At 60.4% G+C, this 22,285-nt stretch carries 18 protein-coding genes and 3 pseudogenes; 7 read left to right on the top strand and 14 right to left on the bottom strand.

The features are described 5' to 3' along the window. Positions 1–103 precede the first annotated feature (103 nt). The 8 genes and pseudogenes from ACKVY0_RS12155 to ACKVY0_RS12120 all read right to left on the bottom strand — a co-directional run bounded on the left by ACKVY0_RS12155 (position 104) and on the right by ACKVY0_RS12120 (position 8,176). A complete protein-coding gene (locus ACKVY0_RS12155) occupies positions 104–1,264 on the bottom strand; it encodes an FG-GAP repeat domain-containing protein (RefSeq protein WP_409215087.1) in 1,161 nt (386 codons plus the stop codon). A gap of 29 nt (positions 1,265–1,293) precedes the next feature. Continuing rightward, positions 1,294–2,373, bottom strand: a pseudogene (locus ACKVY0_RS12150) (DUF1592 domain-containing protein); the annotation flags it as partial. A 1,275-nt stretch (positions 2,374–3,648) separates the two neighbouring features. Beyond that, positions 3,649–3,831, bottom strand: a pseudogene (locus ACKVY0_RS12145) (DUF1587 domain-containing protein); the annotation flags it as partial. 332 nt (positions 3,832–4,163) lie between these two features. Then, entirely contained in the window at positions 4,164–5,486 is a 1,323-nt protein-coding gene (locus ACKVY0_RS12140) for a FecR family protein (RefSeq protein WP_409215086.1), read from the bottom strand. Further along, entirely contained in the window at positions 5,483–5,998 is a 516-nt protein-coding gene (locus tag ACKVY0_RS12135; RefSeq protein WP_409215085.1) for an RNA polymerase sigma factor, read from the bottom strand. The genes ACKVY0_RS12140 and ACKVY0_RS12135 overlap by 4 nt, the downstream gene beginning before the upstream one ends. 39 nt (positions 5,999–6,037) lie before the next feature. Next, a complete protein-coding gene (locus ACKVY0_RS12130; RefSeq protein WP_409215084.1) occupies positions 6,038–6,955 on the bottom strand; it encodes a DUF4886 domain-containing protein in 918 nt (305 codons plus the stop codon). Between the two features lie 14 nt (positions 6,956–6,969). Next, positions 6,970–7,371 (bottom strand): YlbF family regulator, encoded by a 402-nt coding sequence (locus tag ACKVY0_RS12125; protein ID WP_409215083.1) that lies wholly within the window; start codon positions 7,369–7,371, stop codon positions 6,970–6,972. Positions 7,372–7,420: 49 nt separating this feature from the next. Continuing rightward, on the bottom strand, positions 7,421–8,176 hold the full coding sequence (locus tag ACKVY0_RS12120) for an HpcH/HpaI aldolase family protein (RefSeq protein WP_409215082.1): 756 nt from the start codon (positions 8,174–8,176) through the stop codon (positions 7,421–7,423). 76 nt (positions 8,177–8,252) lie between these two features. Here ACKVY0_RS12120 and ACKVY0_RS12115 point away from each other — a divergent pair, with 76 nt between their 5' ends. Next, complete coding sequence (locus ACKVY0_RS12115) at positions 8,253–8,648, top strand: hypothetical protein (RefSeq protein WP_409215081.1); 396 nt, start codon at positions 8,253–8,255, stop codon at positions 8,646–8,648. A 66-nt stretch (positions 8,649–8,714) separates the two neighbouring features. Beyond that, positions 8,715–8,984, top strand: coding sequence for a hypothetical protein (locus ACKVY0_RS12110; RefSeq protein ID WP_409215080.1), 270 nt, complete (start codon positions 8,715–8,717; stop codon positions 8,982–8,984). A gap of 50 nt (positions 8,985–9,034) precedes the next feature. Here ACKVY0_RS12110 and ACKVY0_RS12105 read toward each other — a convergent pair whose 3' ends face one another. The 5 genes from ACKVY0_RS12105 to ACKVY0_RS12085 all read right to left on the bottom strand — a co-directional run bounded on the left by ACKVY0_RS12105 (position 9,035) and on the right by ACKVY0_RS12085 (position 13,894). Beyond that, positions 9,035–10,195, bottom strand: coding sequence for a phosphotransferase (locus ACKVY0_RS12105; RefSeq protein WP_409215079.1), 1,161 nt, complete (start codon positions 10,193–10,195; stop codon positions 9,035–9,037). A 2-nt stretch (positions 10,196–10,197) separates the two neighbouring features. Continuing rightward, positions 10,198–11,130, bottom strand: coding sequence for a bile acid:sodium symporter family protein (locus ACKVY0_RS12100; protein ID WP_409215078.1), 933 nt, complete (start codon positions 11,128–11,130; stop codon positions 10,198–10,200). A 31-nt stretch (positions 11,131–11,161) separates the two neighbouring features. Continuing rightward, a complete protein-coding gene (locus ACKVY0_RS12095; RefSeq protein WP_409215077.1) occupies positions 11,162–12,751 on the bottom strand; it encodes a sialidase family protein in 1,590 nt (529 codons plus the stop codon). 106 nt (positions 12,752–12,857) lie between these two features. Then, positions 12,858–13,373: a helix-turn-helix domain-containing protein gene (locus ACKVY0_RS12090; RefSeq protein WP_409215076.1), complete on the bottom strand. Its 516-nt coding sequence runs from the start codon at positions 13,371–13,373 to the stop codon at positions 12,858–12,860. 38 nt (positions 13,374–13,411) lie between these two features. Further along, positions 13,412–13,894 (bottom strand): hypothetical protein, encoded by a 483-nt coding sequence (locus ACKVY0_RS12085; RefSeq protein WP_409215075.1) that lies wholly within the window; start codon positions 13,892–13,894, stop codon positions 13,412–13,414. 123 nt (positions 13,895–14,017) lie between these two features. Here ACKVY0_RS12085 and ACKVY0_RS12080 point away from each other — a divergent pair, with 123 nt between their 5' ends. Together ACKVY0_RS12080 and ACKVY0_RS12075 are read left to right on the top strand one after the other, a co-directional pair. Next, the gene (locus tag ACKVY0_RS12080) at positions 14,018–15,460 is read left to right on the top strand and encodes an AAA family ATPase (RefSeq protein WP_409215074.1); all 1,443 of its coding nucleotides are present in this window, start codon (positions 14,018–14,020) and stop codon (positions 15,458–15,460) included. Then, positions 15,457–16,032 carry an RloB family protein gene (locus ACKVY0_RS12075; protein WP_409215073.1) on the top strand — a complete coding sequence of 192 codons (576 nt, stop codon included), beginning with the start codon at positions 15,457–15,459 and terminating at the stop codon, positions 16,030–16,032. Before ACKVY0_RS12080 ends, ACKVY0_RS12075 begins: the two co-directional genes overlap by 4 nt. Before the next feature lie 141 nt (positions 16,033–16,173). On the opposite strand, the gene ACKVY0_RS12070 is transcribed toward ACKVY0_RS12075, so the two are convergent. Then, positions 16,174–17,367, bottom strand: a complete 1,194-nt coding sequence (locus ACKVY0_RS12070; RefSeq protein WP_409215072.1) for a sialidase family protein — start codon at positions 17,365–17,367, stop codon at positions 16,174–16,176. Positions 17,368–17,438: 71 nt separating this feature from the next. Here ACKVY0_RS12070 and ACKVY0_RS12065 point away from each other — a divergent pair, with 71 nt between their 5' ends. The 3 genes and pseudogenes from ACKVY0_RS12065 to ACKVY0_RS12055 all read left to right on the top strand — a co-directional run. Beyond that, positions 17,439–18,470: a LacI family DNA-binding transcriptional regulator gene (locus tag ACKVY0_RS12065; protein WP_409215071.1), complete on the top strand. Its 1,032-nt coding sequence runs from the start codon at positions 17,439–17,441 to the stop codon at positions 18,468–18,470. Positions 18,471–18,542: 72 nt separating this feature from the next. After that, positions 18,543–20,009 carry an aminoacyl-histidine dipeptidase gene (locus ACKVY0_RS12060; RefSeq protein ID WP_409215070.1) on the top strand — a complete coding sequence of 489 codons (1,467 nt, stop codon included), beginning with the start codon at positions 18,543–18,545 and terminating at the stop codon, positions 20,007–20,009. Between the two features lie 174 nt (positions 20,010–20,183). Next, positions 20,184–21,863: pseudogene (locus tag ACKVY0_RS12055) on the top strand (IS1634 family transposase); the annotation flags it as partial. Between the last annotated feature and the right edge of the window lie 422 nt (positions 21,864–22,285).

The raw sequence follows: 22,285 nt of genomic DNA, 5'->3' as shown, positions 1-22,285 counted from the left end.
TTACCGCCTTGTGCCCAAGCAAATGACGGCAGCCACGGCAGCGCGAGCGTGGCTCCGGCTCCACGCAGGAAGGCGCGGCGGGTGAGGGATGAGGTGCGTTGGTTCATGGTTTGCTGTCCTTGGATGCGGGGAGTTGACGATAGAAGACTGCGTTGTTTGAGCGGCGTCCGGCGAGGATGAAATCTGACCTTCCATCGCCGTCGAGGTCCGTGATTTTCAGGTCGTAGGATTCCTGTTCGTGGCCATGTTCGATAACACGGCGCGTGAAGTTCCCGTGAGCATCGTTCTCATACCAGACGACGATTTTTTCACCGTAGGACGCTGCGGCGATGTCGATGTCCTCATCGCCATCGAGGTCAGCGCGGTCGAGCGCGTGAGCTTCGGTGATGTCGCCATCCACGATGCGTCTCTCCCACTGCGGACCGCGAAACCAGAAGATGCCTTTGCCGTGGCCGTTGCTGACGATGATGTCCTGCACGCCGTCGCCGTCCACATCGGCGCTCTTGGCGTGAGTCGCTCCCATTTCAGTCGCGATGAGTTGCGGCTTCCACGTTCCGTCCGCGTTTTGCAACCAGGCGTTCACGTTATTGCCCGCAGAAGCGGCGAGCAGCACATCCGCGCGGCCATCGCCGTTCACATCGTCGATGTCCAAGTAATGCGCGCGCCCATTTGCCCCGCCACGCGTGATGCGGCTGCCGATGAAGCCCGGCGCGTCCTTCGTCGCGAGATGGAGCGCGATGCTGTTGGCCTCGGGACCGTCGAAACTGCCCGCGACCAAGTCGGTAAGTCCGTCGCCATTCACATCGCCCACAGCGACTCCGTGAATGTGCGAAAAATCCGTCTCCAGCACATGCAGCGGCTGCGCTTCACCCACGCGCCCGGTATTTTCAATCCATGCCAGCGTGAAATCCGGACCTTTCGGCTCGGGCGGACTTTTCCCAGCCGCCTTGGCCTTGCGAAACTCCACCCATGGCGAAAGCATCCTCGCGACCACGAAGTCGAGTCTGCCGTCGCGATTGCCATCAAGCACTGTCGCGTGCAGCAACCGGCCCGCGACGAAATCACCCAGCAGCACCGGCTGCCAATCCGGCGCGATGAGCGCAACCGCCTGCGTGTCCGCCGCCGCGAGCAAATCCCGTTTGCCATCCCCATTCACATCCGCCGCACCAACGCCCCACACGGCCTGAGACAGCGCAAAAGCACGCCGCTCGAACTTAGGCACCGCATTCGCCAGCGCGACTGTGAGCGTCACAAATGCAGCCATGAAGCGATGAATTATATGCCGTGTGGTTCTCATGGAGCGCGGCGATTGAGGAATTGCGGACTGCTGACGATGGCCTCGACCAGCGTCGAAAACTTGTAGCCGTCCTGCGCGAGCGAGGTGCTCATGCGGTCGAGCAGGGCGCGGTCACCGGGCAGCACGGCGCGACCGAGGGCGTAGCCGAGGAGCTTGCGGTTGAGGTTTCTGATGAATTCCTCGCGTCGGCTGGCGAGCCACTGTTTCAGGCCGTCGATGCCTTGGATGCTGTCGGCGGGGTCATGCGTGATCTTTCGTTGGCGGCCGATGGGATCGAAGGCTTCGAGCGCGAGGCCGGGGGGATCAATCTTCGCGTGGCAGGCAGCGCAGCCGGGATCGGCGCGGTGGCGTTCGAGCTGCTGGCGGATGTTCAAACCTGCGGCATCGGTTTCATCTTCGGAGATGGCCGGCACCGGCGGCGGCGGCGGGATGCGGCGGCCCAGCAATGTCTCCACGACCCATGCGCCGCGCTGCACGGGGCTGGTGCGCAGGGGCAGGGAGGTTTTGGTGAGAAAGAGCGGCTTCGTGGCGAGGCAGTCTTCGTCGAGCAGGCGGCTGAGCGGTTCGTCGTGCATGAAGACGAGGTTCAGCGCGGTGATGACCTCATCGAGCATCTGCTGCCGGAGCTCGGGCGTGAACTCGGGGAAGCGTTTTTCATCCGGGCCGGTGAAGTGCTCAAAGTCCTCGAAGCCCCAAACCTGCGCTGCGAAATCCGTGGCGAGTGATCGCGCGCGCGGGTCATTGAGCATGCGCTTGGCTTGTGCCTTGATCACATCAGGCTGGGTGAGGTCGGCGGCGAGGAGTTCGTCATCGGGGATGCTGGCCCAGAGGAAGAATGAGAGGCGTGAGGCGAGTGATGCAGACACTCCTGTCTGCACTTTTCCAGAACGGACAAGAGTGTCCGTGTCACCGTGATACAAGAACTCAGGCGACATCAGCACGGCGAGTAGTGGCACCTTCATCGCGCTGTCAAAGCTCACGCCGGGCTGCAAAGCCTCGCGATAGAGCTGCGCGAGCCTGTCGATCTCCTGCGGGCTCAAATCGCGTCGCCAGGCTCGTCTTGTGAAATCGGTGACAAACTTCATTGCTTCGGGAAATGGCTGCGTGAGGGCGAAAAGGCGGTTTTCCAGCTCATGCAGCTCCGCGAGGTCTTCGGGCGTGGCATTGCGGCGCACTTGCGCGACGGTGAGGTGATAAGGCTCGAGCGGCTCCTCCACATCCGCCGGGTGATCCGGCCACGGGCCGCCGATGGCCTCCAGCGGCGTGCGTTGCCAGTCCGCAAAGATGTTCCGCTCCGCGTTGAGGCCGATCTTGGTGACGTTTGCCTCCGAGATGTTCCGTTTGCGCAGAGCGCGCTCGAGTTCCTTGGCCTGCGTGTCCTGCTGCGCTTCACGCGCATCGCTTTTTTTGCCGCCGAAAACCATGCGGCCCGGAATGTAGCTCTGCGATTTCGGCTTCTCGCGTAGCACGATGGCCTGCACGCTTGATTTGCCGACGCTTGACGGATCGAGCGCGAGTTCGAGTTCAAAGAGCGTCGCTCCATGAGGCACGGCGATCTTTAAAGCGCCCGGCGGCTTCACGCCGATACTGTCGGGAGGCAAGGCGCGGCCATCATCGGAGTGTTTGCCGAAAGGAAAGGGCTTGCCGCTGTTCGCGCCAAAGACCTGCGTCACCTCCTGCCAAGGCTTCGCGGTGCCATCGGCGAACTGGAAGCGGCCCTTGCACCATGTCGCGGACTCGCCGCGTGAACCATCGCCCGCATCGGTGACGACGAAGAACAGCTCCTTCGCATCTCCAATCGCGATGCGGAACGGCCACACGCCGCGTTCCGTAGCCGCGCCGACGACTTCCGTGATGGCTTCATGGAAACTGATCTCGTAAGGCGGTGCGTAGCCCTCTGGCGGCAGGCCGGCGGGCTTTTCTGCGGCCTTGCCCGCGACGATCTCGATGCAGCGCTGGCGGATGTCTTTCGTGCCGGGTTTCAATGTCTGCCAAGCCTTCGCCCAGGCGACGAAAGGCTCCAGCGGGTCTTTGGCCGACAGGATGGCGTGCCATTTCTCCAACACCACCGGTGCGAGCGGCACAGTGGCACCCGCCTGATCCTTCAACACAAAATCGAGACCGTGCCGCCGGTGCCACGCTGCCTCCAGATAGGCCGCGTCATTGAAACCAAGCCGCTGCAGCAAGTCCTCGCGATGATCGCGCCCCCACTTCTGCTGCTGCGCCACATGCCACGCGATGATGTCATCGCAGGCTTCCTTGATCTGCGCCTTCGCATCCTCAACAGGCTCATGTGCCACCGCGCTCCACACCAGCCCCGAGTGTGGCGAGGCGCGGAGATGGCGCAGCGCGCCCTTCGCGGCCTCCAGATACTTTTCAAACTGCGCCATGCTCATGCCTTGTGCCTCGCCCACATTTGAAAAGCCCTCGCCCGCACAGCCTTCATTCGGCAACAGCTCACCCGCATTCAAAACGATGTCGCCGCTGAGATCGCGAATGACATTGCGATACTCATGCCGCGTCAGGCGCGGCATCATCACCACGCCCGGATCATCCATCGCCGCCGCCGCCAGCGCCCCGATCCGCGCATTCGCCCACGCGATCATTTCCGCGCGTTCCGCGTCCGAAGGCTGCTTGCGCGACTTCTTCGGCGGCATGTCGTGTTCCTCGATGCGCAGGATCACATCCTCCAGCAGCGGCATGTGCCCGGGCTGGATCGTCTTTGAAACCAAATCCTCCAAATCCAGCTCACCCTCCGCCTGGGTGGCGTCGTGGCATTTGAAGCAATGGGCCTCAAAGGCAGGCGGGGCTTCCGCCGACAGCGACTGAAGCCCGCACACGAACGCCAGCAGTGTGACAAGCAGTTTCATGGGCGGGAAACGAGATCGAAGCGGGCGACGGCGAGATCAAAATCTCTCCTGAAGGTGCTGATGATGGCCGAGGTGATGATGTTGCCCGCTGCGGTTGGCTGGCGGTCGCGGATGTGCGCACGGTGGTCGATGGGCTCGTATCGGCTGATAGGGATGACCAGCTCGCACCATCCATCCGGGCCGGGTTTGAGTTCGTCCTTATGAATGTGGCACTCAAAGTTTCCGCCGAATCCTCCAGCGACTTCGTTGGTCAGCAGCATGACCTGTAGATCGGCTGCCTCGCGCAGGCGCAGGCGATAGCGAATGACGCTGCGCTCCGTGGCCATGAGCGCGAGCGGCGGCGTGAGTAGCGCAGTGCGCACGGAGATGCCGAAATGCGTGATGATGGCACCGGAGGATTTGCGTGCCGCCACATACGGGCTGGCGACGATCCGCGTGCCGTCGGAAACACCGCGCCAGTCGCGTGGTGCCTTGTTCGTGGTGAAATCAAAACTCCAACCGGTGAGCGGCTCAGGCGTGGTGGTGGAATCGAGCTTCAAAGCACTGTCGAGCGAGGCCACGGCGCTGCTTTTCGCGGGCACATCAATCGAGCTGCCATCGGCGAGGCGTTTGAGCTTCACCAGGCCTTCTTCGACATTCAGCAAGGTGTCGTCCGTGCGCGCGGCGAGGTTGAACACGGTGCCAACGACCTGCGCCTCCGCGCTGGCGGTGCGCACCAGCATCGGCCGGTCCTTCGGCTGCGGCTTCACTTGAGCCGAGAGCGAACCTTTGCGCAGCACGAGCAGCTTTTGCCCCTCTTCCGAGAATGACAGCTCGGAGTCACCGCTCAGCGTCAGCAGCGTGCCGTCGTGAAATTGCAGCAAAGCCGTGGCCGACTCGCCCACCGTTTCGATGGTGCCTGCGCTGAGCGTTTCGCCATCCGCCACGCTCTGCCGCAGAGTCCCGCCCTGGCTCCAGGCAATCGAACCCGACGAATCCATCAAAGTAAGCACCGGTGCCGCACGACGCCCATTCCAAAACCAAGCGCTGGCCGCGAGCAGTGCGATGGAGGCGGCGAGAGCCATTCGATGAATGAAACCGCCGAGCATGGACGGACGCAGAGAACTGCTTTTTCTGAGGCCAACCTCTGCGCTCGTCCATGCTCTGCGGTTTAAAACGGATTCCCTGCCGAGATCCCCCATCACCACCGCCTGTTCCGCGATCTCGCGCAACTGATCACGCAGCGCCGCATCATCGCGCAGACGCTGATTGACCTCGACCTGCGCCGCCGGAGTTAAAGCGCCATCAAGGCAGCGCTGAATGAGAAGGTCGTCATTCATGAGTGAGAGAGACGTTGATCGACACATTGCTTGAGTTGGCGATGCAGACGTGAGAGCCGCTGATAAATCGCCGCCACACCGGCACCGACCTTTTCCGCCACCTCCTGGCAGGAGCGGCCTTCAAAGTAGCGGAGTTCAAGCAACCGACGAGAGTTCGCAGGCACAGCGTCAAGACACTCACGCAGCGCCGCCATGCGCGGCCCCTCGGACTGAGCGTGCTTCGATTGCCACTCGTGATCCAGCAGATCTAGTACATCCGCTTCCAGGCCAAGCGTTTCATGTTTGTGCTTCCGCAGCCAGTCGATGCCCTCGCGCCGCGCTGAGACCGTGGCCCACGACAGCAGCGCGCCCTCGTGCTCGAAGCTCACGTCACGCGTCACCGACTTCAGCGCCACATTCTGAAAAATGTCCTCCGCCGCCTGCGCATCCCGCACGATGAGCCACGCCGCCGCGCTGAGCCGCTGGCGTGCGGCAAAGAGGTGTCTGAGGATGGTTTCGTGATCGAGAGGCATCGCTTCAAGCAACGCGCACCCCCGCTGCATCCTGACAGGCTACTTGAGCCTCTTTTGCACCGCCTTGTGTGCCGTCTCCTGCAAAAACTGGGCGTAAGCGGCCTCCATGCCCTTCGGTACATAGGTATTACCCACAGCGCTCTCGCCAAAGAGCACCTCATACCACACGCAGGCACCGAGATACTCGCCCGCCGTGTTCGCGTGATGCCCATCCATGCCGAGCGTGGTGTTCTTGCCGTCCTTCGACTTCGCCCAGCGCCAGCCGACGTGCAGCGAATGCGTCTGGTTCGGCAACGCGGGCTGTTTTGCGGTCTTGGGATCAAAGGTGATGTCATTTTGATAACCCCAGGTCGCATCCGTGTCGGCCATGAACAGCGCATCGCCCACCGGAATCACTTTCCCGCCGAGTTCAGCGGCGATCTTGTCGTAGGCGGCAGTCAGACCGCCATACATCTCCTCCTGCGTCTTCGGCTCGCCCGGTTTGTCCGACGGTTTGGTGAAACGCGGGTCATCTTTTCGATAGGCCCACGTTTGATGAATGAGCAGCTTTGCCTGTGGCGCATGCTTGGTGATGTAGTCGCGCAGGATGCCCGCATAAGGCTGATAAGTGGCAAAGTCGTGGCTCTTGATGCTCGCCTGCTGGATCGTGACGTAGTCCCACTTGTCGAGCACGAGATTCTCCTTCAAGCCGCGACCGCTCGTGTAAAGGCCCGCCTTGTCCTTTGCATCGGCCTCATGCTTCTGCGCCTTCTCCGCATGCACCTGAAATGACGAGCCGCCAATCACGAGTGGCTGGTGGATCAACGTGTGGCCTCCCGCCTTCGCCAAATCACCAAGATGACGCGTGGCGTTGGCGGAAAAGCTGTTCCCAATGGTCAGCAGGCGCACCGTTTTGGCCTCGCCCGCGAAAGACGAGGTCCAAAACAGCAGCGCAATGAGCAAGGCGAGCGCTTTCATGACACGCGAGCTGATTAGTGGCAGCCACAGCCTTCGCCACAGCCTTTGGGAAAGACTTCCGCTTCGGTCGGCACCTTCCCACGCTCAAGGCTCTTGCCGACGAAACTCGTCACCACTTCGGCGATGCCGCGCAGCACGTCCTGGGCCTCGATGAAGCTCAGAATGGCCGGATTCGCGTCGCAACTGTCCTGCAACTCGGTGAAACGGCCGATTTCTTCACCGGTGGGTTCTTCGCCGTTGTGCTGCTTCTGATGCAGTGCGCGGCCCATCGTCGCCATCTCACGATAGAGGGACACGGCTGCTTCATTGGCGAGGAAGGCCTCGGCCTTCTCGCGGGCGCTTTGAACTTCAGTGTCAGCCACAAGGGTTTCGCACAGTTCGACGATCTTGGATTTGATTTGGGGGGATGCGGTCATGGGGCGCGGAGGGTAGGCAAAAAAGGCCGCCGTGCAGAAAAAAGTCCGACTATTTCCGCGCCGCCGCCAAGTTCCGTTTAAAGCCCTCCCGCACCAGCGAGAGGTCCGAATCCATCGCCAGCCAGGTGAACCCCATGCTCAGCAGCTTCGCCTGATCATCCGCATGCCGCACGAGGATGCCGCAGCCTTTTCCGTGAATCTTGGCGGCCTTCGCGATGGCATCCAGGCAATCGCCGTAACTGCGCGGTGAATTCCGCGCCTTCAAATCGAAGCTCAAATCTGCCGGGCCGATGAACAGCGCATCAATGCCCTCCACAGCGGCGATTTGATCCGCGTTCGCCACTCCTTCCGCCGTTTCGATCTGTGCGAGGATGATCGGCTTCGGCGGTGTGTCGCCCGGCAGGCGCATCCCATAACCATAAGCCCGCACCGTGCGTGACACACCGCGATGACCTCTCGGCGGATAATGCGCCGCATCCACGCAGTGCTGCGCCTGCGCGACGGTGTCCACATGCGGCACCATGATGCCATCTGCGCCCCAATCGAGCACACGGCTGATGAGATCGGGATGCGGAGCGCTGACACGCACAATGGCGAGAGTCTGACTGCCACGCAGCGCACGCAGTTGGTTCGGCAAAGCGGCTTCCGATTCACAGCCGTGCTCCAAGTCGATGAGCACCCAGTCAAACCCGCACTCCGCCGCGAGTTCCGCGACCGCAGGTGATCCGATGGAGAGAAAGGTGCCGATCCGTTGTGGCTCGGAATTCCGATTCCGAGATGTTTGCGAGGGGTCAGGAGTATTCATGCAGGCGTTGTAGCTCGGTTTTCTGATACCGAGAAAACGCCGTCGCGGAATCGGAATTCCGCGCTACATCGCCACCATGCCTCGCCAGAAGCTTGCCAAGCCTGTCCGCATTCCGGAGGCCCCAGTCTTTACCGCGTTTGATGATCCAGAGGATTTCTGGGTCGTGCCCGGCTATGAGCGCAATCTCCCGCACTGGCGGCTCACCGGCGCCACTTACTTCGTGACCTTCCGCCTAGCCGATTCCATCCCCCAAGAAGTCGCGGAGCGATGGCAGAAGGAGCAATCCCAATGGCTATTCAGCCACGGCATTGATCTGCACTGGCGCAAGTCAGACCCTGAACGCTTTCGTCAAGCCATCGGCGCGCTCGACCCAGCTTCACGCGCCGCTTTTGAGCATGAGATGTCACGCCAGTTCTTTATCGAGCTGGATCGTTGCCACGGCTGCTGCGCATTGAGGAATCAGCCTGCATGACAGTGTGTTGCGGACGCTCTGCTCCACTTTCATGGCCAACGAGTTTGGATTGGCGACTTCGTGGCGATGCCCAATCACGTCCACGTCATCGTGCAGCCATTTGAGGGCATCCCGCTGGAGGAGTGGCTCTATTCAGTGAAGCGATTCACCGCGACACGCCTTCCTGGCGTGGAGAAGCGCGCGGATCACATCTGGCAACCCGAGTCGTTTGACCGAGTGATTCGTGATTCGGATGAATTGCGGCGGACGCGGGAGCACATCGCCAAGAATCCGCAGAAGCTTCGCGCTGGCACTTACTGCCATCACGCTGCCGACTGGCTCGATGCCTGGGTGTAGCTCGGTATTCCGATACCGAGTCGGTGCCGTCGCGGAATCGGAATTCCGCGCTACATCGAGCGCAATTCATGGAGAGCGTGAAAAAGTTTCTCGTGAGTCAATCGCCTCAATTCCGCTCCTGATGAGCCGCTGCCGATGAGGAAGAAGCCGTCATCGCGATCAAAGTAGCCCGCGCCGACGCGGATCACCGCTTTCACGATCATGTTCCGCAGCAGATGCAGCCAGAAGCGCCGCAGGTGCTGCTCGGGAAGTGCGCGGATGCTTTGATAGCCCTCGAAGGCTCGCTGGAGGAATGCCGCATCGTGGAAGCAGCCGAGAAGTGAGAGATCGTCCATCGGATCGCCGCTGATGGCGTCGTCGAAGTCGATGAAAGCGGCGATTTGATCGCGGGTGCCGAGGATGTTCCAGAGCGCGAGGTCTTTGTGGACGAGGCAGCCTTGAGGAAGATCGAGCAAGGTCTGGTGGCTTTCGATCTCGGCCGCGATTTCGTCGCGTTGTGTGCCAGTGAGGAAGCCGCGCGAAACAAGAAAGCTCAAATGCTCCTCCAGCCGCAGGTGGAAGTAGTCGGCATACGAGGAGCGGCTGCCTCGTAGGCCGGGTGTGTTCGGCGGATGAGACTCCGATGACACGTTCCTTTCCTTCGCCGAACCGCCCGGCTCCACGTCGTCCGCAAACAGCCGGGCGGGCTGTCGCCACACCCGGCCTACATCGTCGTGCTCTAGCACGCCAAAGCCCTCAAAGGTAATCGTCTGCCACTTCGCTACTGCTTGCCCGATGTCGAAGGCAATGCGTGAGACATCGAGATTCCCGAGCTTGAACCAGTGATTCAGGTCAGGCGCGGCGATGCGTTCCAAAGCCTGCCAGGCAAACGGCACACGACTCCGAGTAGCATCGCAGCCAAAAACTTTTGGTGTGATGACTCCTGCCTGACGCACTCGATCCAGCACGGCGGACTCAATCGCCAGATGATCATCCTTCTCCGGCCCATTCTCGACACGCACAAACATTGCCTTGCCATCCACGTCGGCATTCCAGGTGAGATGATTGCCCTGTCCCGCTCCAGGGCTCAGATCGACTTGATCATCAAAGTGGAGACTTAGTTCCTCGCGAAGCTGTCGCTCCATCTCCGCATCCTCCTCAACTCGCGCCTGCGTGCCATGAAAGGCCGCTGGGCGGTCACACTTCCAATAGTAGATATCGTGGCGGCTCATGATCAGGCGTCGGGAGTCCGTCGCTTCCACCAGGAGGCGAGGAGGCCGCCGATGATGTTTTGCATCACGCCGCTGAAGACGCCCGCCGCAGCGGCGAGTGGCATCGCAGAGAAATGCTCACGCGCCAGCGACGCGGCCATACCACCGTTTTGCATGCCGACCTCAATGCTCACCGTGCGGGCGACGGATTCAGGATAGCGCAGCACTTTGGAGATGCCGTAGCCGACGCCAAAGCCGAGGACATGCAGCGTGAACGCGGCGAGCGCGAGTCTGCCGAAGTTCGACGCAATGGCGTCCGCACTCGCGGCTACGATGCCGCCGCTCACGCACACAAAAGCGATCACAGCCACCGTGGGACCACAGGCACCGATCTTGTCTGCCGTGCGCGGCAGTTTCCACCGGATGAGAACACCGAGCACCACGGGCGCGATGGTGAGTTGCAGGGCAGATAAACACAGGCCCCAGGCATCCACCGGCACATACTTACCGGCCAGCACACTCGTCCACATCGGCGTGAAGAAGAAAGCCAGCATCGTGGACGCGAGCGTGAGCACCACCGACAGCGCCACGTTCGCCTTGGCGAGGTAGCTGATCATGTTCGACGCCATGCCGCCGGGGCAGCTCGCGACGAGGATGATTCCCACCGCGAGGCCAGGCTCAAGCTTCAGCGCCGTGGCAACGAGCCAGCCGGACAACGGCATGATCGTGTATTGCGCCACGAAGCCGAGCGCCACGCTTCCAGGCATCTTCCAGATGGCTTTGAAGTCATCCAAACTCAGCGTCAGCCCCATGCCGAGCATCGACGCGGCCAGTGACCAGAAGATCCACGGCTTGTCGAACCACAACATCGTCTGCGGTTTGAAAAAGGCGATCACCGCCAGCGTGACGAGCCACACGGGATACAGATTGTTGAACCAATTGAGGAAGCGAGTCATGCCCGGTGATATGAAGTAACTGAGTTCGTGATCAAGGTTTGATTTCGCGCACTGCAGCGCCACCGCCTTCAATCAAGAGCACCAGCTTCTTGAAAGTGAACACTTCGCCAGCCTTTACGTCCTTGCGGTAGAGGCTCACTCGATTGATCTCGCCGGGGAAAAGCTGCACTTCAGGCACTTCGACTTTGATGAAGCCGGCTTTTTGCAAGGCGTCCTCCTGACTGGCGGCTTTGGGGCGAATCGTCGGTGTGAGGGCGAAAAGGGTGCCCGGCTTGGTGATGGTCACGTCGAGCTTTTCGATGCTGGTGCGGTGAAAGGGCAGGTCTTTGACCGCATCGGGCATTTCGTCGATGACGTAATCGCGGTCATTGAAGAGCTTCACGCCGTGTTTCATGAAGGCTGGCTCAGGCGGTGGTGGTGCGGGCCATTCGATGCGTTTGTGGCCGGTTTGAGGCTCGAAGTGGCCTATGGACTCTAGTTTGCCGAACATGATGCGGTCGGTGGAGCCGCCGTGGTCGCTTTGGGTGACGGTGAGCCAGAGGGTGCCTTCGTGTTCGTGGAAGGTCGGATATTGAAACGAGTGTGGCGACTCGAAGCGGTATTTGCGCTCCCAGGTTTTGCCGTCGCGTGAGATGTCCACGTTGAAGACGCTGCGATTGCAGTTCTGAATCTTCGTGTTCTCCTGCCAGCCGAGGTAATAGACGCCGCCGAACTTATCGAAGGTCGGTTTGGAGTTCAGGCCGTTGGGTACGAAGGGCTTTGGCTCGGCGACGGTCCATGTTTTGCCGTCGTGGCTGGTGGTGAAGTGGTAGTTGCCCGCGTCGTTGCGCACGATGGCCATCCAGGTGCCGTCGGGCAGGCGGTTCACGGCGGATTCGCTGAGCTGCTGCGACTGTGGCTCGTTGTAGTGGCCGATGACTTCGAAGGTGGTGAAGTCATCGTGCAGCACGGCGAGGGCGTTTTGTTTGCCGGGGAAGTTGTTGAGCGCGACGTAGCGCTTGCCGTCGAACTCCTTGAACGAATCGAAGATGTAGAGGCCGTGGTTCACGGCGGGCCTTTTGAAGCCCTGGGCCGCTGCATCGGCATGAAAATGACTCGGCTCCATGTCGAAGGTGCCCGCGGCGGTTTTGAGCTTGGCTTTGTGAATGCTGTCCTCGAAACTCTGCGTGCGCAGGTCAAAGTCGCGATACCATGTCAGCTCGCTCGCCGACTTGCTGCAAAAGTAGGTGCGCAGCGTGTGCTCGTCCTTGCGAATGATGCGAGGCACGAAGACCTGAGCCTCCGGCAGTGTGACGTTGGCGAATGCCTGGCCCGCTTTGGCAAGGAGGTGCGTCTTTTCCACATTGAGCGTCTTCAAGTTCACCACCGAGAGCACACAATACATCGCCGCACCCGCGCCATGGCCGGGTGACACGTCGTTGTCATGCTCGACGATGTAGGCTCGCTCGGCCACACAGACGAACTCCGCATCATGCGCCCCTTTCACCTGCGGTGCCGAGACGCGGACAAGCCGCTGCATGACGATGTCGCCCGCGAGCGCGGGGTCCCAGTTGGCGGGGAGAAGGCTCTGAGCCGACACCAGCGGCACCATCAGGGAGAAAAGGGAGAGAATGGCTTTCATCATGGAAGGAGAGCACTCTAAACGCCCGCCATGGAGCACATTCAGCGGAGATGGGCGGTTTCGAGGTGATATGTTAACCCTCCTCAGTCCGCGACTCAGCCAGAGTTCAATGCGCCATCCGCAGAGGAACCTCCCCCCCCGGGAATCTCACCTTCATCTCCAACGTTCCACCGAGAGCCTTCACAATTGCTGACAGCGTGTCGAGATGAAGGTCCTGCCGCCGCTCCACCTTGGAAACTGCGGCCTGTTGAATACCCAATCGGTTCGCCAATTCGGCCTGCGACAGCCCCTGCACCTCGCGCAAATCACGGAGTCCAACAACACCGACTTGCCCATCGTCCACAAGCTGCTCCACACGTCGCAGAACCATGGCGGTGTCTGCATAGCGCTCTGGCGGCAGCTCGCCAAAGACCGCTTCGTCACTGGCTGGGTGCAATCCAAAGCCAGTTTTTGGCTCCCAATGCACCGTGAAGGAACCACTGCGATGCCCCACATCAAGCCACCAATCACCAGTTTTGTCTCCACCCTTCTCAAACACCACGCTCAGACTGGGGTGCATCGTCTCCAATGCTTCCAAGAACTGTCTCACAGATGGCGGCATATCTTTCTGATTGTATTCCATGGGTGGAATATTATATGCGCACGCAGTGTTGGCAATAACTATTTCATTTCGTCGATTCGTTGGCCATCCGCACCCGGTTTGTCGAGTTCCGTGCGCTCTCCAACAATTGTTTTCACCCCGTTTACCATTCCGCGCTCAATGACCCGAATCACGATAGCCCCATTATCCGCGATCAAGGTATAGTGCCCCGTGTGTCGATAACGCTTCAGCCAAGGTTTCCCTTCCTCCTGTCGCTCCATCTCCGCGACGGGAGGATAAAGCCTTTCCTTGTCATACGGATCATATGGCACCCCACCATGTTCATCTTCAACCATGCGAAAGACTCGATCCATCACAGCCAATGCCTGATCACGATTCTCCGCCAAAGGTGCATCCTGTAATGCCGCGAAAATCAGGCCCACCCTCTCCTTCTTTGATAAGCGAGAGTCTGCTTTAGAAAGGGCTGCGATTGAGGCGGTAGCGCGTTCATCGTGAGGAGGAGGTATGGCTTCTATGGGTTGATTGTCATTCGGCTGAATCATGCCGCAATCTACAAGCCCCCAGGTCGAAAGTCAAGCTTAAAGGCGACTTTTCAGAGACTTTATCTCGACAAGCATTATATTTTGGATATAATATTGCCAATTTATTAATTAATAAAACGTAAAATGCTCGCCCGATTTTCGGTTTCCAACTTCCTCTCCATCGACGCCCCGGTCGAGTTCTCCATGATTGCCTCCAAGGAGTCGCAGCACTTAGGCCGGGTGGCGGAGGGGGAGAACATGCCTGCGCGGGTGCTGCAAACGGCGGCGATCTGGGGCGGGAATGCCTCGGGCAAATCAAACCTGTGCAAGGTGCTGGACTATGCCCAGCATCTGGTGGTGACGGGGACGCGGCCCGATGGGCCGACGGGGCGGATTCCCTTCCGGCTGCGTGAGGAGGCGGCGAAGGAGCCGAGCCGCTTTGAGTTTGAAATCCTGGTGGAGACCGAGGGCGAGGAGCGGATGTATCGCTACATCTTCGCGGTGACAGGTCGTGAGGTGGTGGAGGAATCGCTAGCGGAGATGCGCCCCGTTTCGGATCGCGTGTTTTTCAGCCGCACGTCGGGCGTGGATGGCAGCGAGCAGGTCTTTAACCTGGACTGGTGGGAGCGGCGCGTGGTGCCGGAAGAGGAGCGGATGTTTGCGCGGTTCGTGGCGAAGGGCACGAAGCCAAACCAGCTCTTTTTGCACGAGGCGATGGACCGCAATCTGGCGCTACTGGCACCGGTGTTCCGCTGGTTCCGCGATCAACTGGTGGTGCTGGAGCCGGATGCGACGTCGATGTCGATGGAGATCGAGGAATCGAACCGTCAGGAGCTACGCGACTACATGGTGGCGCTGCTGAGCCGTGCGGACACGGGCATCACGGCGATGGAAGCGGTGGAGGTGCCGGTGGCGTCGATGGGCATGCCCTCGAACGTGCGGGATGATCTGCTGGCGAACATGAAGGACGAGGATGGCGGGATGCTATTCCGCTCGCCACGTGGGGAGAGGTTCAGCGTGTTCCGCAAGAACGGCGAGCTGATGGCATCGCGCATCGTGACGTATCGGGACTCGAAGGAGGGGAAGAAGATCGCCTTTGAAACGAGTGACGAGAGCGATGGCACGCTGCGGCTCTTTGACCTGGCTCCGGTGTTGCATGACCTGGACGCTCCAGGCGGGAGGCGCGTGTATGTGATCGACGAGCTGGACCGCTCCATGCACACGCAACTGACGGAGGCACTGCTGGAACATTACTGTGGCTCACGGACGAAGGAGACGCGCACGCAGCTCATTTTCACCACGCATGATGTGCTGCTGATGGATCAACGCCTGCTGCGGCGCGATGAGATGTGGTTCATCGAGCGCGGGAAGCACGGTGAGACGCTGCTGGAGAGCCTGTCTGACTACAAGGACGTGCGCTATGACAAGGATGTGCGGAAGGCGTATCTGGAAGGCCGCTACTCGGGCGTGCCGAGGATCAAGCCCTTTGCGCGGCGCTCTGTGCGCTACACAATGCCTGAGCCGGAGTCCTTCCGGCTGAATGAGGAAACGCCCAAACCTGAGGCATCGCGGAGGGCGGAGCCGTGAGAGGAAGACGCGGTGCCTTCAAGAAGACGAAGCGCCTCTTCGTGATCGCTACGGAAGGCGCGGAGACGGAGCCGATCTACTTTGCGGAATTTCATCCGGGCCGCGAGGGAGGCTTTCGGCTGAAGGTGCTGGGCAATCCGAGGCACAAGTCACGACCCATCGAGGTGCTGAACCGCCTGCTGGACTACGAGATGCGAGAGCGTCCCGGCCCCAACACAGAATACTGGGCAGTGATCGACCGCGATGCCTGGAACCCGGCAGAACTGAATGAAGTGAGCCGCGAGATCGCGAAGCGCGAGAACTACCATCTGGCATTGAGCAATCCGTGCTTTGAACTCTGGCTGTGGCTGCACCTGAAGCCGAATCGCCCTTTCTTTGACCGGCATGACTGCCAGCGAAGCCTGTGCCGCGAGTGGCCGGAGTTTGCCAAAGGTGACTACGATGCCGCGATGCTCATGCCGCTGGTTCCGGTGGCCTGTGAGCGTGCGAAGGCGATCGACGAGGAGCCGGAGAAGCCGTGGCCGACTGAGCAAGCGACGCGGGTGTATCGACTGGTTGAGCGGCTGAAGTGAGGTGTTGAGGTGCTAGACCAGATGTGGTGACAGTCCTTGTTGGCAATTTGCGGGTCGTTGACCAGCGAATCGTCACTTTATCTTGCCCGATTCTACGAGCTATGGGTCCTAGTCGGTAAGGAGAAGGCTACTGATCAATGCCTAGCGCTGCTTTGCCAAAGCATCGGTCTCGCTGAGCTTGAAACGGGTGCTGACGACGCTGCTCTTTTCCGGACCGGCCGCATATTGGATGTAGGTGGTCGCGATGAGGGTGCCGTCGCCGAGGAGTTCGAGATCGGAGTAGCCGCAGTCGGTGTTGCCGGTGCCGGGCGCATCAGTGGGTCTGCGCTTGGTGTTGTGGAGGAGTTTGATGCGGTATTGGCCTTCGCGGCGGTTCACGATGTCATCCACGGTGCCGACCCATGCGACGTAGTGACCGTAGGTGTTGCTCGCCTTGGCCATATCACGGAAGGCGATGACGAGACGGCCATCGGGTGCGTGTTTGATGACGTGGCGATCCCCGGTGAGCGTAGCGGGGAGTTCTTTTGGCTCGCTCCAGGTGCGTGCGTCGTCGTTGCTGATCGAATAGAGCGAGTGATGCTGGCGTGTGTTTTCGCGCAAGAGCATGACGAGTTGTTTGCCATCATCGGACTTCGTCACGCTCGGCTGTGCCCATTGTCCGGGGACGACGAGAATGACGCGCTCCTTGCTCCAGGTCAGGCCGCCATCGAGTGACTCGCTTTGCCACACGACGGGGTGCAGATCCTTGGCGTTCGTTGGGTCGCGACGGTCAGACCACATGATGAGCCGCTTGCCGCCATCGAAGGACAGGATGCTCTTGGGCGCGACTTCACCGACGAGGCCGAGTTCCTTCATCGGCGACCAGGTTTTGCCAAGGTCCGTGGAAAACGCGCTGCGGAGGTTTCCCGGAAAGTCACAACCACCGAAGATGAAGAGGCGCTCGGTGCCCTGCGGATCGGTGAGGCGATGCAGCACTGGCGTAGTTGTCTTCACGAGCAGCCAGTCCGGCGGCGTCGGCAAAGGGGGGCTCCATGTGAGGCCGCCGTCACCACTGCGGGCGAGCGGGCCGAGGTGTCCCGCGTGATTCATGCACCACGCGGTGAACATCGTCCTGCCATCCGCCATCAACACCGTGTCGCAATGGCCTTGGTATTCCTTCTCCGTGCCGCGGGCGATGATGACATGCCGTGGCGCATCGGCAGAGATGTCCACGGTCGGGATGGAAATGCTGCGCAAGGTGCCCGGCGTAGGCCCGGCAAAGGTGGGCACGTCCTCGGCATGGAGAAGCGTGCTGCATGAGATGGCAAGAAGGCAGGCAAGAGATCGAAAAGACATGATGTGAGAAAACGTGGACGGAGAAGGTATTTCACGGGAGGAAATGCTTCGTGGAGTGTTATGCTAACACCATGCCCGAAACCACCTCTGCTACGCTCAAAGACATCGCCCGCGCTGCGGGTGTTTCGATGATGACGGTGTCGCGGGTGCTCCGGGGTGCGCCGAAGGTTTCGGTGGAGAAGCGGGAGCTGGTGCTGAGGGAGGCGAAGCGGCTCGATTATCAGCCGGACCCGCATCTGGCGCGGATGATGCAGGTGGTGCGGGGCAAGAAGGAGACTCGTGTGCGGGCGGTGATCGCGGTGATCCGCGAGCATGTGCCGCAGGATGGCCTGCTGAGCCCGTCGTATCAATACGTGCCCATCGAGGACATCCGCCGACGTGCGCATGCGCATGGCTACGCGGTGGAGGAGTTTTGGCTGGGGAAAGATGGCCTCACACCGAAGAAGCTGCAAAAGATCCTGCACGCACGCGGCATTGAAGGCGTGATCGTGTCGCCACAGAGCATGACGCTCCCGTGCAGCAAGCTCGACTACTCGCCATTCGCTGCGGTGACGTTTGGGAATGCGATGAGCACGCCAGCGCTGCACATGTGCGCGGGAAACATGACGTTGGGCATCCACATGGCCGCCGAGCAGCTCGCGGCACGCGGTTACAAACGCATTGGCGTGGCGGTGACGAAGTGGATCGTGAACCGCTCGCAGTTCGGCTACAGCGGCGGCTTGTTTCACTGGCAGCACGGTCTGGCGGAGGCGGATCGCGTGCCGCTGCTGCTGTTTCCGAGCAACGACATCAGCAAGGGCTACGACGCCTTTGCCAAATGGATGCGCGAGCATAAGCCCGATGCGCTCATCACCTTTGACACACACATTCCCGGCTGGTTGAAACGGCTCGGACTTCGTGTGCCGCAAGACATCGGCTTCGTGGTGCATGACTGGACACCGACGATGACTGACTGCGCCGGCATTTATCAAAGACGCGATCATCTCGCCGCAGCGGCGGTCGATTTGGTCGTCACGCAGCTTTCTCAGCACGAACACGGCGTGCCCGATGTGCCCCGCCAGATCATGATCCCGCCGCAGTGGGTGGACGGGCCGAGTGTGTAGCATAGGCTTTCTAGGCGGTGTCGATGTTCGTGTTGATCATCACAGGCTGGAAAGCCTATGCTACGCTCTCCTATGTCCGACATCCGCTCACTCGAACCCAATGCTCTCTGGAACTGTTTCGCCGATCTGAATGCCGTGCCACGGCCCTCGAAACGCGAAGATCGCGTGGTGGCCTTTGTGCGGGCGTTTGCGGATCGTCATGGGCTGACGTCGATCCTCGACAGTGCTGGCAATGTGATCATCAAGAAGCCTGCGACGCCGGAGCGGCAGGATCGCCCCGCAGTCATCATGCAGGCTCATCTCGACATGGTTCACAAGGCTGCCGATGGGCTGAATTTCGACTTCGACACGCAAGGCATCGACATGTGGGTCGATGGCGATTGGGTGCGAGCACGTGGCACGACGCTCGGCGCAGACAACGGCCTCGGCGTGGCCGCGATCCTCGCGGTGCTGGCTTCAAAAGACCTTTCGCATCCGCCGATTGAGGCGCTGTTCACGCTGGATGAGGAACAGGGCATGGGAGGAGCGCTCAGCCTGCAACCTGGTCTGCTCACGGGCAAAACGATGCTCAACCTCGACTCGGAAGAAGACGACACCTTCACCATCGGCTGCGCGGGCGGCGTGGATACGCTCGCGAGACTGGACTACACCGAATCCATCCACGGCCCCGAAGAACCCTATATCGCCATCCACATCACAGGTCTGCGCGGCGGCCACTCCGGCCTGCAAATTCACGAAGGCCGCGCCAATGCCATCAAGCTCATGGCTCGCATCCTGAGTGCCTGTGGCGCGGAAGTTGTTGCTTTGGCCACCATGCGCGGCGGCAGTGCTCGGAACGCGATTCCGGCGCAATGCACCGCGCAGATTGTCATTCTCGATCAGCCGCGCTTCGATGAAATTTTCTGCAAAGAGGTCGAAGGCATCCGCGAAGAGTTCCGGTACGTCGAGCCAAGTCTGAGCATCACGACACAGCCGGTGAAGCCCGAGCACGGCTACATCCCGACGATGGCCGATCATGTGCAGAGGCCCTTCGTTCTCGCGCTCCAGGCCGTGGTGAATGGCGTCTATCGCATGAGTCCAGTCGTGCCTGGCTTGGTCGAAGCTTCATCGAATCTCTCGCTCATCTCGCTCGGCAACGGTCACGCTGAATGGAGCGGCCTGCAGCGCAGTTCGGTCGATTCGAGCAAGGCGGATGTCGCGCGGGCCTTTGCAGCGCCTTTTGAAGTGATGGGATCGGATGAGATGAACTGCCCCGAGGTCCGCCAAGACGCTGGCTATCCCGGCTGGAGCCCCAGCGCCGAGTCGCCCATCCTGGAGAAGATGAAGACGATCTACCGCGAGCTTTTCGGTCACGATGTCAAAGTCAGCGCCTGCCACGCCGGCCTCGAATGCGGCGTCATCGCCATCGCGTATCCCGGTCTCGACATGATCTCCTTCGGCCCCAACATCCACGAAGCGCACTCCGAGAAAGAGTGCTGTAGCATCTCATCGACGCAGAAGTTCTGGAAGCTGTTCACCGTGACGCTAGCGGCGATGTAGCTGTTGCGCCGCTGCCTGGACGGTCTGGGGCAGTTGAGGCGGAGGATTGAACCCAATCGAGCACGTGAAGGCGCGTGCGCTTGCGGTTCGCTTCCAGAAAGGGTTTGATGATGAGAATTTACGGACAGTTGTCACGTCCCTACATACCCAGTGCTACGATTTTGTGATGACGCTGAGGTCGCTCTCTTCCCCGATGAGCATGCGCCTGATGCCCTGCCTGCCGATGAGCTGCCCATCGTGCTCATCAAGCTCTCGCAAATGTCGCTGCGGCGTCCGCGCCAGTGGGGTGCGTGCTGGCTGGGCTGCGAGCTGTGGCAGCAGCTCGGACTCGATACCTTTTGGCGCGAGCGCTTGCCCGTTAGCCGTGAGGGCACGCGCTGGGATCAGGTGCTGCTGACGCTTTACCACCTCATCGATCCCAGTGCGGAGTGGCGGCTGCATCGGCATTGGTTCGATCACACGGCCATCGTGGATTTGCTCGGCGGTGATTTTTCGCTCGCAGAACCGAGCGGAGCGAGGTAGCCAGCCGCAGGCTGCCCCGAAGGGGTGAGTGCCGTGAGGCGGCACGAAGCAAATCCACCGGCTTTATGCTTGCCACGACAAGCTCCTCGCGCACAAGCGGGCGCTCTTTGATCATCTCACCGAGCGCTGGCGCGATCTCTTCGCGGCGAAGTATGAGGTGCTGCTTTACGATCTGACGAGCACCTACTTTGAAAGTGATCCGCCGGATGATCCCAAGGACAAACGCCGCTTCGGTTACAGCCGCGATAAACGCGGTGATTGCGTGCAAGTGGTGATCGCGCTGATCGTCACGCCGGAGGGTTTTCCTTTGGCTTATGAAGTGCTCGCCGGGAACACGACGGATAAGACCACGCTCAAAGACTTCCTCGCTAAAATCGAAGCGCAGTATGGCAAAGCACAGCGCACCTGGGTGATGGATCGCGGCATCCCGACGGAGGAAACACTCGAACTCATGCGCAAGAGCGATCCACCAGTGAACTACCTCGTGGGCACGCCCAAAGGCAAGCTCAGCAGCCTGGAGAGCGCCTTGGCGAAACGCGAGTGGAAGCAGGCACGGCCCAGCGTGCGCGTGAAGCTGCTGGTGCAAGATGACGAGACCTACATCCTCGCGCAGAGTCAGGACCGCATCGCCAAAGAACGCTCCATGCGGCGGCGGCGACTGCGTGCTTACATCGACCGACTCGCCGATTTGAAGGCCCGCAAACGCCCGCTCAAACGTGACGCCATGCACCAGTCCATCGGTGCTGCGAAGAAGGATGCAGGACGTGATGCACGCTTCGTCAAAGTCAGTGTCGAACTGCACGGTGAAGGAGCCAAACAGACCGCCACCTTGAGCTGGACACTGGATCGCGACGCGCTGCGCACCGCCTGGAAGCGCGAAGGCCGCTACATCCTGCGCACCAATTTGACCGACACCGATCCGGCAAAGTTGTGGGAATTTTATCTACAACTCACCGAAGTCGAACAAGCCTTCAAAGAACTCAAAGGCGACCTCGCCGTGCGACCTATTTATCACCAACTCGAATCGCGCATCGAGTCGCATATCTTCATCAGTTTTTTGCCTACTGCCTGCAAGTCACACTCAAAGCACGGCTGAGGAAATGCGCCGCTGGGCTGACGCCACGAGCCGTGCTGGAGAAGTTCTCCACCGTGCAAATGCTCGACGTGCATCTGCTCACGACCGATGCGCGGGAGATCATCATGAGCCGCTACACGCAGCCTGAGAAGGACCTGCAACTGCTGCTCGATCAAATGAAACTCACCCTGCCGGAACAAGGGCCGCCGAAAATCACCGCACCACCAAGTAGTGGCCCGAGCCAACCGAATGCGTGAATTTGCAAGCCATGTAGTGCAGACCTTTTGACCTCGATGTCGCAAAATTGAGGCTTCCAGCTTCGGCGGCTTGTCGAGTTCGCTAAGTCGGGTTAACAGCTACAGGCGGAGATCAGGATGTCTTAGACTGCGGGCAAGACGCGAGGCGGGCGCAACACCAAGATCATGGCGCTCACCGATGCCCGCGGCATGGCCGTGAAGCTATCCCTTATCGGAAGGGCGGGCATACGAAGGCAACCATGTCAGAAGTAGTAGCTGAGAGCCTGCAGCCTGCTTTCTGAGGTGCCGCATTTTCTCGTAGCGAATGATGCCCGCCTCGAAGCCAGTTATACGACAGTTGCAGCTTGTCATGACATGGCACAAAAAACCCCGCATCTCTTGCGAGATGCGGGGTGATGTTTAATCTGGCAACGTCCTACTTT

The organism is Prosthecobacter sp. (genome assembly GCF_046154365.1).
Classification (GTDB): domain Bacteria; phylum Verrucomicrobiota; class Verrucomicrobiia; order Verrucomicrobiales; family Verrucomicrobiaceae; genus Prosthecobacter.
The sequence above is the reverse complement of the archived record's forward strand: the minus strand, read 5'-3'. Positions and strand labels throughout refer to the sequence as shown.